Consider the following 14651-nt stretch of genomic DNA (forward strand, 5'->3'; position numbering starts at 1 on the left):
ATGAGATTAATCAGCATTTACATATTGCTTTTTTGGTCTGCCATGTCATTTGCACAGGAAGAACGATCTCATGCTCGTGATGGAAATGACGATTACAGCGAGAAAAACTATGCCGGAGCCACAAAAAAATATGAGAAATCTCTCTCTGCAGATTCAAATTTCCTCGATGCCAAGTACAACCTGGCAAATGCTCAATACAAATTACAGAAATACGACACAGCTGCTCGCCTATTCAATGAGGTAGCAGAAAATACCGATGACAAAAAACTGAAGTCAAACGCTTATCACAATCTCGGGAACGCTAAGTTTGAACAAAAGAAATACCAGGAAAGTGTGAATGCCTACAAGAAGGCTCTGATCAATGATCCTGAAAATGAGGAAGCTCGCTACAACCTGAGCTACGCGATGCGCAAATTGCGTGAGCAACAGGAAAAAGAGAAGGAGAAAAAGAAAAACCAGGATAAAAAAGACCAAAACAAAGACGAAAAGAAAAAAGATCAGGATCAAAAAGGCGATCAAAAGAACGACAAAGACAACAAGGACAAAAACAAGAAAGACGATAAGAAAAAGAACGATCAGGACAAAAAAGATCAACAGGACAAGAACAAGGGAGATCAAAAAGGTAAAGAGAAAAAGCCTCAGGACGGAGATAAAAAGAACCAGGGTAAAAAGCCTCAGCCTCAAAAACCAAATCCGCAAAAGCTTTCCAAAGAAGATGCGCGCAGAATGTTAGAGGCTATTCAAAATGATGAGCGACAACTCAAGAAAAAGCTGGAAAAGAAAAAAGGTAAAGCTGTAGATACTGATAACAACGAGAAAAACTGGTAATGAGAAAATTACTGTTACATATAATCCTACTTCTCTCCTCATTTGCAGCTTTTGCTCAGGATGCAAAATTCGAAGCAAAAGCCAGCAAGCACGAGGTGAAAATTGGAGAGAGTTTCCAGCTGAGTTATATACTCAATAGCTCTGGAAATAATTTCAGAGCCCCAACCTTAACTGATAATTTCAAGGTTTACAGCGGCCCCAATCAAAAGTCCTCGATGTCTTTTGTCAACGGGAAAATGTCTGCCAGCTTGAGTTTTAGCTACATCCTCTTCCCTATTAAAACGGGCGAATTCATCATAGAGCCGGCTCGAATTGAAGTTGATGGTGAAAAGATCTCGTCTAACGCGATTAAAATCAAAGTTGTAGAAGACAAAACAACCTCTAAACAAAAGTCGTCAACTCAACAAAAAAAGAATAATAGCTCAAGAGATAATAACGGTCAGAGCCAGCAGTCTCAGGGGTCATCAGATCAACTATTTCTCCGTCTCGAGCTAAGCGATAACAACGTGTATAATGGTGAGAGTTTGGTTGCCAGTTACAAACTGTACAATCAAGTTAGTATTGGCGGAATTACAGGACAAAAACTCCCCGATTTTACAGGTTTTTACACTGATGAAGTGGACATCGGGCAAAACTTCAACGCATCCCGCCAAATTATTGACGGGAAAGTATTTGAAGTTTACACGCTCAAGAAATACGTCCTCTTTCCCCAGCGATCAGGAAAATTAACGCTCAAGCCTTTTGAGATTGAAGCTAAAGTGAGAACACGATCAGATAAACCTGTTCAAACATTTTTTGGTCCGCGCTACAAGATGGTTGAAAAGAATGTTCCGCTGAAAAGTAACAGCGCTACAGTCAATGTGAAGCCACTCCCCAGTCCGCCTCCATCTTTCAACGGAGCCGTTGGTGATTTTACATTTACACCAAAACTCGACAACAACATTGTCAACGCAAACGAAGCAATTAATCTCACACTAGAAGTATCAGGAACAGGAAATGTCAATTTAATCGAATTAGTTGATCCTGAGTTTCCGGCAGATTTTGAGGTTTACGATCCCAAAATCAACCTATCAAGCACAAACACGGGCACAAATTTACGCGGCAACAAAACGTGGGAATATCTCATTATTCCTCGTCATGAAGGAGAATTTGAAATAACTGTTCCTCCTTTTACATTTTTCAACCCGCGCACCGGGAAATACGAATCAACTGAAGAGAAAGTCTACCAGATAAAAGTCAACCGCGGAGTTGGCGGAGATGCTCAGGTAGGCCAATCTGCCACGACAAAGCGCAACGTTGAGCAACTGGCAAAGGACATCCGCTACATCAAAACCAGCAATACTGATTTACGCACAAAAGAAAACATGCTTGGTTTAAATGTAGGTTTTATACTCGGGCTTTTTGCTTTACCGGTCATTTTATCGGCAATTATTATTGCACTATTCCGAAGACAGGAAAACCTGAAGAAAGATGTAGTCGGTTACAAAAAACGCAAAGCATCCAGAATGGCACAACGTCATTTAAAACGTGCTACACAGCTTATCAGTGAAAATGACAAAAACGCCTTTTACGAAGAGTTGTATCGCGCTTTACACGATTACTTATCGAACAAGCTCAATATTGCAACCAGCGAGTTAACTTTTGAACGAATCGATAAGTCTCTGGGTGATCAGGATATTGAAGAATCATCAAGAGCTAAACTCAAAGCTGTACTGGAATCTTGTCAAATGGCTCGTTTTGCTCCCAGCCAAACTGAGGAACCGCAAAAGCTCTTAAGCGATGCTTCAGATGTAATTGAAGAATTAGAGAAAGAACTGAAATGAAAAACGCACTAACATACTTCATTACACTCGTTATCTTCGTTTGCCAGTCTGCAATGGCCAGTAGTCCAGAGCGACTGTTTGAAGAAGCGAATTCCGCATACGAATCTGAGCAAATCGACTCAGCCAAAACACTGTACAATCAGTTGATCAATCAGGGCTATACCTCTCATCAACTTCACTATAATTTGGGAAATGCTCATTTTAAATCCGGTGAAGTTGCACAGTCGATCCTCCATTATGAGCGTGCGTTAAAATTAAAACCCAATGATGAAGATACGCGCCATAATTTGAATGTAGCTAATGGTCAGATCACAGATGAATTTGAAGAGCTCCCCTCCCTGTTTATTACCAACTGGTGGAAAGGACTCATCACACTTTTTGCTCCTTCAACGTGGTGGATTATTGCAATTGTACTGTTCTGGGTTTTTGTGGCCTTTGTCACTCTGTTTATTTTGACAAAAGATATAGCTGTTAAGAAACGCCTGGTTGGCGGAATTGTATCTGCGCTCGTGATTATGGTTCTGACCGTAATCATCTCAATTTTCAGTTACATAGAAATGCAGAGCCACGACAACGCCATCGTGATGAAATCATCAGTTTCTGTTTTTAGCGAGCCGCAAAGTAATGCTACAGAACTCTATGTGATCCATAGCGGATTAAAAGTTGAAATTCAGGAATCGAACAATAATTGGATTGAAGTTCGACTACCAAACGGCAATAAGGGTTGGATTCCCCAAACAAGCGTAACACGCATTTAGCTAAAACGTTACATTCAACCCCTGAAAAACGAGTAAAATTCCGTATTTTCGCGCTCGCAAACCTTTATTCGAAAAGCAATGATTGATTCATTAGATATAACGATTCAAAAGACTGAAAACTCAAAATTAAAGGATTTCGATCCGTCTAATTTAAAATTTGGACACACCTTTTCTGACCACATGTTCGTGGCAGACTACAAAGATGGCGAGTGGACAGACTTGAGAATAATCCCGTTTGACGATTTTTCGCTTTCACCGGCAAATTCTGCATTGCACTACGGGCAAAGCATTTTCGAAGGCATGAAAGCATTTAAAAATCAAGACGGAGAAATCCTCCTCTTCAGACCCGAAATGAACGCCAAGCGTTTCAATAATTCTGCCGAGCGCATGTGCATGGCTGAAGTTCCTGAAGAGCTTTTCATGAATGCAATCAAGCAATTGCTCAAAGTAGATGAAGATTGGATTCCCGATACTCCGGGAAGCTCGATGTACATAAGACCATTCATGTTTGCGACAGATAACTTTTTGGGTGTTCGCCCATCTGAGACTTACAAGTTTGTCGTAATCAATTCTCCCAGTGGTCCTTACTACGCAGATCCTGTTCGAGTAAAAATAGAAACTGAATTCACAAGAGCAGCAAAAGGCGGCACCGGTTCTGCAAAAACTGCCGGAAACTATGCCGGTTCTCTCTACCCTGCTCAAAAGGCGAAAAAAGAAGGATTTGATCAGCTGATTTGGACTGATGGAGCAACGCACAATTTTGTTGAGGAAGCAGGAACGATGAATGTCATGTTCCTCATCGATGGCAAGCTGAGAACTACACCTCTCACTTCTACAATTCTGCCGGGTGTTACGCGCGACAGCGTTCTCCAGTTAGCTAAACATTGGGATGTTCCGGTTGAAGAAGCTCCTGTAAAAGTTGATGAAGTAATCAAAGCGGCAAAAGAAGGTCGTTTACAGGATGCGTTTGGTGTTGGTACAGCAGCTACAATTGCGCATATCAAAGAAATCGGTTACGAAGATCAACTCTACACATTACCAGATGTAGAAAAAAGAGAATTCTCTGCAAGACTCCGCGATTATTTAGAAGACGTTAAACGCGGTAAAATCGAAGACGAACACAATTGGATTACTAAGTTTTAATCGGCTGGATCTGAACAAGATAGCTTAAAAAAAGAAAGAGGGAAGAAAAACTTCCCTCTTTGCACCTACTAACCACGTCCTTCAACCCCTTGAAGAGACGAAAACGATTAACTTATTAACACACATTTCAAATATAGGGTTTGAAGTGTAAAGTTGCAAGAATTTGTTTCCTGTAGATGAAATTTTCTTTGCTTCAATTCAGGAATGCAACGATTTATTTTGCTGAACCCACCTACTTAATAATAGCTTAATCTCAACTGTAACGCAGTACCCGACTAAGCTCATACTTTAGCGAGATTTTAAATTTTAATACAATTAAATAAATAGAGGCCTATGAAACAGGAAAGGTACAGAACCTTTGGAGTAAACAATTTTAGAAAAGTACCTCAGGTCGAGGAATACCTCACAGAAGAACAGAGATTTGCCATAGAGGTAGTGGGAAATGTCCTTCCTTTTAAAGTGAATAACTACGTAATCGACCAACTAATCGATTGGGAAAACGTTCCCGATGACCCCATTTTTATACTCACCTTTCCACAAAAAGACATGTTGAGTGATGAGCACTTCAGTAAAGTAGCAGAAGCGCTCAAGAGTGAAATGCCCAAAAAAGAACTCAAAGAGCTCGTAAATGACATCCGCATGGATCTCAATCCGCACCCTGCCGGACAAATGGAAATGAATGTTCCTGAGATCAACGGCTACAAGCTCACCGGTATTCAACACAAATACCGCGAAACAATGCTCTTCTTCCCTAATCAGGGACAAACTTGCCACGCTTATTGCACTTTTTGTTTCCGCTGGCCGCAATTCGTTGGAATTGACGAATTGAAATTCGCCATGAAAGAAACAGACCTCATGATCGAATACCTCAAAGCTCATCCTGAAGTTACTGATGTGCTCTTTACCGGTGGCGATCCCATGATCATGAGTACAAAACGTCTTGAACGCTACATCCTGCCACTCATCGAAGCAGACTTACCAAATCTCAAAACGATTAGAATCGGTTCAAAAGCTCTCGGTTACTGGCCTTACCGTTTCACGACAGACAGAGATGCTCAACCTCTCCTCGATCTGTTCAAAAAAGTGGAAGATGCCGGAGTTCACCTCGCGTTTATGGGACACTTCAACCACCCCAACGAACTCAAAACCGATGCAGTTAAAGAAGCCGTGAAAAATCTGCGTGAAGTTGGTGTTCAAATCAGAACACAATCGCCAATCATGCGCAACATCAACGATTCAAGCGATGCGTGGGCCGAAATGTGGCGCAAACAGGTAGATTTGGGTATGATTCCTTACTACATGTTCATCGCTCGTGACACAGGAGCTCAGGATTACTTTGCCGTTCCATTGGTCAGAACCTGGGAAATCTTCAAAGGAGCGTACGAAAAAGTGAGCGGAATTTGCCGTACCGTGCGCGGACCCAGCATGAGTGCTGAGCCCGGGAAAGTTCAGATCCTTGGCGAAACAGAAGTAGCCGGGAAAAGAGTCCTTGGACTACGATTCATACAGGGAAGAAACCACAAATGGGTTCACAAACCATTCTTTGCAGAATACGATGAAGATGCTGTTTGGTTAGATGACCTCAAACCGGCATTTGAAGACCAGTTCTTCTACGAAGAAGAATACGAACAAATCAAAAACGGAAAAATGGAAGAAGCCAAAGAAACTGAAGAAGTTCCGGCTTAAATTCCATTAAGTTTCCAATAATTATCAAAAGCCAGTTTCATTGTGAGACTGGCTTTTTTGGTTTAAGAACATTGTTCGCTCCACTTTCGCACGATTTATAGCAAATGAATAGCTCCCTACTAAAACTTTTAAGCTTAGAACAGATTTATAAAAGAGTATTCCGCAATCCATTAACGCAAAGAGCTTCAATAATAAAATATTCTAATTCTCTCAAAATAATCACAAAAAAACCCTGACCACTTTCGTGATCAGGGTACATTGTATCAGGAAATACAATGTTTAGCTGCTAGTTAAAAGCAATTTGGCCAACTTCATGGCCGTCTACAACACGCTCTTGTGTTTCAACGTTAGCTTCCCAAATCTCACTCATTGGAGCGCCAACTATATCTTCAATCATTTGAATTGATTTCTTCTTTGATACGATTAGTAGCGGAATCTTGAACATGTGACTTCTGTGTGTTCCACGTACTGATATTACCAGTCTCTTCCAAAATAGAGAACCTTTGATCGCTACCTCTTCTATATCGTCTTTTACAATTCTTTTCGATCCTCTCTTCAAAACAAATTCATCGGTAGTGAAAAGATTACCTGTCGTGAATTCGATGTAATCAGGATAAGACGAATAACTGTGAAGCACTTTAGACTTGTATAATGTAAGTCCGATCAGTGTGATCAACATTGGGAATCCTGCTATGTACTCGAGATTTCCGAATGAAGTAATAAAATGTAGTGTTAAAACGATGCCGTAAATACCTGCTGATGCAATGACAAACAGCAAAGATAACTTTGGCAGTAACTTGTTGTTGATAGACATAATTCTGGTCGTGTTGTAGTTCTCTACAAACGTACCGCAATGTGTAACATTAATTTATTGGTGTTTGGGAATAAGGGTACAAGTGGAACAAAAAACGGAATAAGTTACAGGCAAACAGAATAAATTAGAAATATTTAGGTAAAAAGGGAGGTTCTCGTAAACCCTTAAAAAATACGCTTGATCAGGCGCAACTTGTGTGTGTAATCGTGTTCTTCGGCATTGAAAATGCCTTGATGATCGATTCGGTCTACTCTTACTTTACCGGATGAATGAATGATATAATTATCTTCCAGTAAAATGCCCACATGCGTAATATCGCCTTCTTCGTTGTCAAAGAATGCCAAATCACCGGGCTCTGCCTCTTCCACAAAGCTCAACGTTATACCGATCTCAGCCTGTTGATAAGCATCCCGCGGCAACTTAATGCCATTCAGCTTGTAGATGATTTGTGAAAAACCGCTACAATCGATACCAAACGGAGACCGACCTCCCCACAAATACGGAGCGTTGAGATACATGTAAGCATTCTCAACAATTTTGTTCTTGTCTTTAGATAGCTGGTGAATAAATTGCCCGTCAAACTGGTAATGGTCAGATCCGAGTTCAAAGCTACCGTCTTTAAGCAGTGGTAAAGTGCTACCCATCGGGATGGGTGTGATTTCTTTGGTGGAAACATTTGTCGCTAAGCCAACGAGTTCGAGTGAACAGGTTGCATGACGATCAGAGTCGAGCCGCTTGTACTCCTCTTCTGTGATCTCAGCGTGTTGCTTGCGATCGATCCAGGCTTCGTAATTATCGAGCGAGTTTCGTATCCTCACCCACTTTTTGCGCTCTTCAAGAACTTTGTAGTGCTCGCCAAACAGGAGCTGACTCGTTTGTTCGCTCGGGTCTGCCGGTTCTGACCGACAGGGAATAATACTCAATTTGGCTACACCGTATTTCATCTGCTCATTTTATTAATTACCGGTCAGATGGAACCGTATAATTGAAAAAAGCTTGACAAATAAAGCAAAACTCGCGCTTTATTCGTCAAGCTCATTGAAAAGACTTTTTAACAAGTTGTACTGAATTAAACTAATTCAACAACCATTGCCGAGGCTCCGCCTCCACCGTTGCATATTCCGGCAGCTCCGCGTTTACCACCGTGCTGCTTGAGTACATTCAACAGCGAAACAACGATTCTGGAACCAGAATTACCCAGCGGGTGACCTAAAGATACAGCTCCACCGTGAACATCTACTTTTGACGGATCGAGTTTCATTTCTGCGATGTTAGCCAAACTCACAACTGAGAATGCCTGGTTCACTTCCCAAAAGTCGATATCGTCCTGAGACATTTTCGCTTTGTCAAGTGCTTTTGGAAGCGCTTTTGATGGTGAAGTTGTAAACCACTCAGGAGCCTGAGCAGCATCGGCATAAGAAACGATCTTAGCGATTGGTTTCACACCCAATTCTTCAACTTTTTCTTTGCTCATCAACACAACTGCTGATGCACCGTCATTTAATGTTGAAGCGTTAGCAGCCGTAACTGTTCCTTCTTTTTGGAATACCGGACGGAGACTCTTGATTTTCTCCATTTTCACGTTTTTGTATTCCTCATCTTCACTCACAACTACCGGATCTCCTTTTCGCTGTGGAACTTCAACCGGTACTATTTCATCTTTGAAAAGACCTTCTTTCCACGCTTTTGCTGAACGGTTGTAGCTCTCAATAGCAAACTCGTCCTGCTCTTCACGAGAAATCTTGCATTCTTTAGCGCACAACTCAGCAGCGTTACCCATGTGATAGTTGTTATAAACATCGATGAGTCCATCACTAACCATTCCGTCAACAACTTTGAAGTCGCCCATTTTGTAACCTTTACGGCTTCCTAACATGTAGTGTGGTACTGCAGACATATTTTCCATTCCGCCAGCAACTACAACATCGTTATCACCTAGCATGATGCTCTGTGCTCCGAGAGAAATCGCTTTCATTCCTGATGCACAAACTTTGTTTACCGTAGTACACGGAACTTTGTGCTCAATTCCGGCAAAGATTGCTGCCTGGCGAGCAGGTGCCTGACCCAAACCGGCCTGGAGTACATTCCCCATGAATACTTCCTGTACCCATGAAGCTTCAATTTTGCCCTTTTCAAGAGCACCTTTAATAGCTGTTGCTCCAAGTCTGGTAGCCGGTACTGATGAAAGGCTTCCCAAAAAGCTTCCGATCGGGGTTCTCACCGCTGATACAATATATACTTCTTTCATAATTATTTATTAGATTTCAAATTTGGATTGCAAAGGTAGAAAATCAACTATCTTTTACGAATTTACGCTCATTACACACAACAGTTATACTTTCGTTTTTTATTGTTGACTTATGATTAAAGAATTTGCCAGCGAATTACGTCACAGCCATAACAAACTAGCGCGCTTTTTGTTAGCGATAGTCGCTATTGCTATAATCGTGGCGCTATTGCCTAAAGAAGCTCATTTCAAGTACGAGTTTGAAGCCGGCAAACCGTGGCTGCACGATGATCTCCTCGCTCCTTTTGATTTTGCTATTATCAAAACGGAAAAACAAAAAGAGGAAGAACGGGCAGAGATCAACTCTTTTACAAAGCCTTTTTTCACTCGCGAAAATGAAGCGGCTGAAAATGCTATTGAAAACTTTAAGCTAGGCTTGAGCCTTGAAAAAGATCGCTGGGACTCCACTAAAATAAAGGCGTTTGAAAAGTGGGGCGTTTCGCACCTCAAGGAAATTTACAAAAAGGGGATTATCGAGAACCATGAGGTTCTGGAAGATGAGAGCGCTGTAAATATTGTGTCAGATCACCGCGAAAAACGTCAACCGCTTTCCAGTCTCTACACTTTACAGGAAGCGGCAGATTACATTTCCGGACACATGAGTGAGTCGGCACCGTCAGATTCGGTCATGGTGAAAAACCTGATCATCGAAAATCTCAAACCAAACCTTGCTTTTAACCCGGATCTGACCGAGAAAGTTATCCAACAAAGAATGGATGAAATTGCCGATTATTACGGCAAGGTTGAAAAAAACGAGAAGATCATCAGCCGCGGTGAAATCGTGGATAAATCTGCTTTTCAAAAACTGAAATCGTTTGAAACTGCTTATCTCAAGCGATACAACAATGCTGAGGGAAATATTTTGCTCATTGGTGGGCAGGTGATTCTCGTGACGATTGTGGTGTTTGTGTTGCTCTTTTACATGGCAATATTCAGACCCGACATCTTCAACGAACTCAATAAGTTTTCGCTGATTCTCACACTATTTGTGCTGTTTGTGGTGTTCGCTGTCATCACGACCTGGTTTGATCAGTTGAACATCTACCTCTTGCCCATCTGCATTTTGCCCATTGTGATCCGCAACTTCTTTGAATCGCGCATCGCATCGTTTGTTCACGTTATTACGATCATCACGATCGGGTTGTACGCACCAAATGGTTTTGAATATGTGTTCATTCAAATCATGACCGGACTCATCGCTCTTTTCACGCTTACCGGATTGCGCAAGCGGGCTCAATTCCTCACATCTGCATTCGTCATTTTCATCACGTATTCATTGATGTACCTCGGCTTTACCGTTATCAAGGAAGGGCACTTCACCGATATCGATTACAACTATTTCCTCTGGTTTGGCGGCAGTGCGATGCTCACACTCCTCGCCTATCCCGTGATTTTCATTTTTGAAAAACTCTTTAAGTTAATTTCAGATCTCACACTTCTCGAACTCAGCGACACCAATAACGATCTGTTAAAACAGCTCAACCTCAAAGCTCCAGGGACATTCCAGCACTCAATGCAGGTGGCTAATCTCGCTGAAGAAGCCAGCAGCATCATTGGCGCTGATTCGTTATTGGTCAGAACCGGAGCCCTTTACCACGACATCGGGAAGATGAAGAATCCCGCTTATTTTATCGAGAATCAATCTGGCAGCGGAAATCCACACAATCAGCTCACCTATGCCGAGAGTGCCAAAGTGATCATCAACCATGTGATCAAAGGCATTGAGATGGCAAAGAAAAAACGATTGCCCGAGCAGATTATCGACTTCATCAGAACCCATCACGGTACAACTGTTACGCGTTATTTCTATTACAAGGCAAAACAGGAAAATGAATCGGTGAATATGGATGATTTCCAGTATCCCGGGCCTATTCCGTTCAGCAAGGAAACAGCAATTCTCATGATGGCAGATTCTGTTGAAGCTGCTTCCAGGAGTCTGAAAAACTACGAAGTGGAAAAGCTGGAACAACTGGTTGATCAAATCATCGACTCGCAACTCAATGAAGATCAATTCATTCATGCTGATATTACACTCCGCGATATTTCACGGATTAAAAAGGTTTTCAAAAAACGATTGAAAAACATCTACCACGTACGCATAGAATACCCTGATAAAGCGTAGAAAACTTTTCATTTTTTTGACAAATGAGTTTTGCTTCTATCAAAATTTGATAAATTTGCGCACCGCTTTGGAGAGGTGGCAGAGTGGTAATGCAGCGGATTGCTAATCCGTAGTCGCCTAACAGCGGCTCCCGAGTTCGAGTCTCGGTCTCTCCGCTCCAAACGTTAAAAGGCTGATTCAAACTGAATCAGCCTTTTTTATTGCCGAAAACTTCCCACAACAAAAAACGGCCAGAGGCTTCATTGCGCTCTGACCATTAAACATTAAACGTTTAAACGATAAACCATTTATCTGTATCTAATCCTGTGGGAAATAATAAATATTGGTTAGCCATTTAGCTGTATCAGGCTGTGTTGACGGATCAGTTTGGTATTGCTCCATCGCTACGTTATTCATTGAAATATTGTTGTTCCTAAGGTAATCTTCCATTGCGATGTGCGCTTCTCCCAAATTATCGTAAGAGCCGCGATAAGCAATTTTATAAGCTTTACCCGAAAACTCTTCAACAGTGTAGTTTCCCGTATTGGTTACTTTACCATCAGCTTTGAAAGGAACAGCTCCGGCCATATCAGCTATTTGTTCGCTCTCATTCCATGTGTAGTAAATTCCGCAAGGCTGACCTGCAGGCTGCATTTCTTGAGACTTCCCTATGAACTGGTAAATGGCTCCCAGATGTTTTGTATAAAAAGCCTGCATACCATCGAAAGGTACTTCTTCGCGGTAAGTTAGGAATTTTTGAGCCGGGTAGTCGATTTCTTCTACCTCGTATTTGCTTTGAGCAGACTCCTCAGCTTTGCTTTCACTGATTTTCTTTAGACTTTCAAGACCTTTATCATAATCTTTAGCGATGTTCTTTTCCATGTCCATGAACAGACTCAAAACATTGAATGGTCTGGGCATTTCAGATTTAAAACCCCAGGTTACTTGCAAACCGGTGTCTTGTTTATTCAGAATGTGATAGCTTGTTGCTTCACTCTCAAAAGGCTTGATGAACTTGATGTGAGTTTCGATTCTGTTCTCTTCGATCTTTTTGATTTCCTGTACTCCTTTTCCGGCTTTTTCGTTGCCGTCCCAAAACATTTTGGCTCCTACAGTTCCATCTTCTCCTTCGACACGCTGTTCCATATCGGGATCTAACTTTGACCACGGAGACCAATTGTTCATGTTTTCAAAATATACGATTTGATCTTTTACCAATGCTTTGGGAGCTTTAATGGTAGTCGATCTTTCAACACCAAACTCTGTGGGCAGAGTGAATGCTAAAATTGCAACAATAACAACAATGGATAGCAGGGCAATTCCGATGACTTTTAGTGCTTTCATAAAATTTGTGTTTTGGTTATAAAAGCAAAGATCGTTTTTTCATTTTATTTGAAAGCAAGTTACTTCTCCTTCATATAAACCCACGGATTGCCGTTGATCTTATAGCTCTGGTCATATTTCTTTTCAAGCTCATTCAAAGCAGCTTCAAGGTCATTTGTCTGTTTCGTAGTCACAAAGAAAAAGTCACCGTCATCGCTTTGCACAATTCGCGTATCCAGAGCTTTGTCGGTTTTTAATAGTCGTTGATAGCGCTGGGCAGACTCCAGATTCTTGTAAGCTCCCAATACAACGTGATAATCGTAATTTTTATCGCTCGTATCAGCATTTCGCACATCGCTCAGGTAATCTTTTTCAGTATCATCCGGCTTATTATTTTCATTCTCATTATAACGGTCAGAGCCCTCTTCCCTCCTGCTTCTCGTTGCACTTCTCTGACTCTTCAGTTTTTCGAGCTCTTCGCGGTAATCATTGATTTGACTCTTCAACTTTTCAATTTCATTCTGCTGAAGATTGATTTGTTTCCGATTCTTCCTCAATTCCTCCTTAAGCTCGTCAAAAGCAACCTTATTACCTTCATTTTCATCATAATACTCATCGATTTGATCAAGCTCTTCTTCATCTAATTGATTATTTGGTTTACGACTAGTCGATTTAGCACTGTCTGTTTGATCGTGTGCTTCATCTTCATAAACTCTGTTTTCCTTCAGTTCATCCAGTTGTTCTTTCAACTCTTCAATCTGATTCTCAATTTCCTTTGTTTCCTCATTCTTCTTTTCCTTTTTATCGAGTTCATTTTCCAAATCTTTAATACGGTAATTCAATTGATCGATCTGCTCGGCCTGCTTGCGGTTCTGACGAACCAATTGGTCGTAATCGCTGGGCTCATTACCCGATGAATAATTTGCCACATCACTGTTCTTTCCAAACAAATAACTCAACTGAAACTCGTGAGATCCATTGCTGAATTGCTGAATATCGCCCACATAGTATTCGTAAGTGTAACCCATATTGAAACGGCTTACGATATTGGCTCCAAATGAAACATTCACTGATGTTCCTTCGCGGTATGTGAGTCCGGCCCAAAAACGATCCATGTAATTAGCAAATGCGTTGATGTCAAACTGAAATTGACCTCCCTGCATCAACCTACCAAGGATCATCGGCTCAATCGCCCAGTTTTCATTGATTGGGAAATCGTAACCGACATGAGCGATAAAATGCCGAATAAATTTTTGCTCCAGGTTCTTAAAACTCGACTGCTCACTAAATGTAGCATTTTGCTGTGTGATGTTTTGAGCCGATAATCCGGCAGATAACCTTTCGTAACGGTACAGGGCACCAACGTTGAATTGAGGAGTAATCTGGCTTTGATTATTGGTGAGCAATGCAGGATCGGTGACATCATCTGCTCGAACTCCGCTAAAATCAACCCGATTAAAACCAACTCCCCCGTTCATGCCAAAACTCAGGTCACTTTTATCGTTGATCTTAACCATGTACCTGTAACTCAATGCCAGTTGTGTTCTGCCCAAAATATCAGTTTTGTCATTGACCATGTTCAGCCCAATTCCCATTTTATCTCCTATGGGACCATCGATGCTGAATTGCTGAGTAGTTGGCGAATTGGGTATTCCGGTCATCTGTTTCCTGAAAAGTAAAAAGGCGTTATATTGATCTTTTAACCCGGTGTATGCAGGATTGATCAAAATCGGCTGATCGTAGTACTGTGAGTAAACGATTGTTTGTTGTGCCTTTGCAGAATTACCGCAAAACATCACAAGTCCGATTATCGCCCACAAGCCGGCTGAATAAATGGATCTGACAATTGAATGAAGACCTTGCATTATTTCCATATTCAATGATTTCA

The 14651-nt window shown here is 41.5% G+C and carries 11 protein-coding genes and 1 tRNA gene; 7 read left to right on the forward strand and 5 right to left on the reverse strand.

Annotation, left to right across the window (positions count from 1 at the left end; all coding sequences use genetic code 11):
- The 5 genes from F3059_RS02295 to F3059_RS02315 all read left to right on the forward strand — a co-directional run bounded on the left by F3059_RS02295 (window position 1) and on the right by F3059_RS02315 (window position 6238).
- On the forward strand, window positions 1-828 hold the full coding sequence (locus tag F3059_RS02295; protein WP_151166328.1) for a tetratricopeptide repeat protein: 828 nt from the start codon (window positions 1-3) through the stop codon (window positions 826-828).
- Window positions 828-2651: a BatD family protein gene (locus F3059_RS02300; protein WP_151166329.1), complete on the forward strand. Its 1824-nt coding sequence runs from the start codon at window positions 828-830 to the stop codon at window positions 2649-2651. The genes F3059_RS02295 and F3059_RS02300 overlap by 1 nt, the downstream gene beginning before the upstream one ends.
- On the forward strand, window positions 2648-3409 hold the full coding sequence (locus F3059_RS02305; RefSeq protein ID WP_151166330.1) for a tetratricopeptide repeat protein: 762 nt from the start codon (window positions 2648-2650) through the stop codon (window positions 3407-3409). The genes F3059_RS02300 and F3059_RS02305 overlap by 4 nt, the downstream gene beginning before the upstream one ends.
- A 78-nt stretch (window positions 3410-3487) precedes the next feature.
- Window positions 3488-4552, forward strand: coding sequence for a branched-chain amino acid aminotransferase (locus F3059_RS02310; RefSeq protein WP_151166331.1), 1065 nt, complete (start codon window positions 3488-3490; stop codon window positions 4550-4552).
- A gap of 333 nt (window positions 4553-4885) precedes the next feature.
- Window positions 4886-6238: a KamA family radical SAM protein gene (locus F3059_RS02315; RefSeq protein WP_151166332.1), complete on the forward strand. Its 1353-nt coding sequence runs from the start codon at window positions 4886-4888 to the stop codon at window positions 6236-6238.
- A 286-nt stretch (window positions 6239-6524) separates the two neighbouring features.
- On the opposite strand, the gene F3059_RS02320 is transcribed toward F3059_RS02315, so the two are convergent.
- The 3 genes from F3059_RS02320 to F3059_RS02330 all read right to left on the reverse strand — a co-directional run bounded on the left by F3059_RS02320 (window position 6525) and on the right by F3059_RS02330 (window position 9300).
- Complete coding sequence (locus tag F3059_RS02320; RefSeq protein ID WP_151166333.1) at window positions 6525-7052, reverse strand: hypothetical protein; 528 nt, start codon at window positions 7050-7052, stop codon at window positions 6525-6527.
- 164 nt (window positions 7053-7216) lie between these two features.
- On the reverse strand, window positions 7217-7996 hold the full coding sequence (locus tag F3059_RS02325; protein WP_151166334.1) for a C40 family peptidase: 780 nt from the start codon (window positions 7994-7996) through the stop codon (window positions 7217-7219).
- Between the two features lie 125 nt (window positions 7997-8121).
- Window positions 8122-9300 (reverse strand): acetyl-CoA C-acyltransferase, encoded by a 1179-nt coding sequence (locus F3059_RS02330; protein WP_151166335.1) that lies wholly within the window; start codon window positions 9298-9300, stop codon window positions 8122-8124.
- A 112-nt stretch (window positions 9301-9412) separates the two neighbouring features.
- Between F3059_RS02330 and F3059_RS02335 the strand changes: the two genes are divergently transcribed.
- Window positions 9413-11461, forward strand: coding sequence for an HD family phosphohydrolase (locus F3059_RS02335; protein ID WP_151166336.1), 2049 nt, complete (start codon window positions 9413-9415; stop codon window positions 11459-11461).
- A 69-nt stretch (window positions 11462-11530) separates the two neighbouring features.
- Window positions 11531-11616: transfer RNA gene (locus F3059_RS02340), tRNA-Ser, on the forward strand.
- Between the two features lie 142 nt (window positions 11617-11758).
- On the opposite strand, the gene F3059_RS02345 is transcribed toward F3059_RS02340, so the two are convergent.
- Window positions 11759-12784, reverse strand: coding sequence for an SRPBCC family protein (locus F3059_RS02345; RefSeq protein WP_151166337.1), 1026 nt, complete (start codon window positions 12782-12784; stop codon window positions 11759-11761).
- A gap of 59 nt (window positions 12785-12843) precedes the next feature.
- A complete protein-coding gene (locus tag F3059_RS02350; RefSeq protein WP_170264996.1) occupies window positions 12844-14637 on the reverse strand; it encodes a PorP/SprF family type IX secretion system membrane protein in 1794 nt (597 codons plus the stop codon).
- Between the last annotated feature and the right edge of the window lie 14 nt (window positions 14638-14651).

It is taken from the genome of Salibacter halophilus, from assembly GCF_008806325.1.
Lineage (GTDB): Bacteria > Bacteroidota > Bacteroidia > Flavobacteriales_G > Salibacteraceae > Salibacter > Salibacter halophilus.

What these genes read in the sequence shown, in the direction of transcription:
- F3059_RS02295 (WP_151166328.1), top strand. Translation starts at nt 1, where the DNA reads ATGAGATTAATCAGCATTTACATATTGCTTTTTTGGTCTGCCATGTCA.
- F3059_RS02300 (WP_151166329.1), top strand. Translation starts at nt 828, where the DNA reads ATGAGAAAATTACTGTTACATATAATCCTACTTCTCTCCTCATTTGCA.
- F3059_RS02305 (WP_151166330.1), top strand. Translation starts at nt 2,648, where the DNA reads ATGAAAAACGCACTAACATACTTCATTACACTCGTTATCTTCGTTTGC.
- F3059_RS02310 (WP_151166331.1), top strand. Translation starts at nt 3,488, where the DNA reads ATGATTGATTCATTAGATATAACGATTCAAAAGACTGAAAACTCAAAA.
- F3059_RS02315 (WP_151166332.1), top strand. Translation starts at nt 4,886, where the DNA reads ATGAAACAGGAAAGGTACAGAACCTTTGGAGTAAACAATTTTAGAAAA.
- F3059_RS02320 (WP_151166333.1), bottom strand. Translation starts at nt 7,052, where the DNA reads ATGTCTATCAACAACAAGTTACTGCCAAAGTTATCTTTGCTGTTTGTC.
- F3059_RS02325 (WP_151166334.1), bottom strand. Translation starts at nt 7,996, where the DNA reads ATGAAATACGGTGTAGCCAAATTGAGTATTATTCCCTGTCGGTCAGAA.
- F3059_RS02330 (WP_151166335.1), bottom strand. Translation starts at nt 9,300, where the DNA reads ATGAAAGAAGTATATATTGTATCAGCGGTGAGAACCCCGATCGGAAGC.
- F3059_RS02335 (WP_151166336.1), top strand. Translation starts at nt 9,413, where the DNA reads ATGATTAAAGAATTTGCCAGCGAATTACGTCACAGCCATAACAAACTA.
- F3059_RS02345 (WP_151166337.1), bottom strand. Translation starts at nt 12,784, where the DNA reads ATGAAAGCACTAAAAGTCATCGGAATTGCCCTGCTATCCATTGTTGTT.
- F3059_RS02350 (WP_170264996.1), bottom strand. Translation starts at nt 14,637, where the DNA reads ATGGAAATAATGCAAGGTCTTCATTCAATTGTCAGATCCATTTATTCA.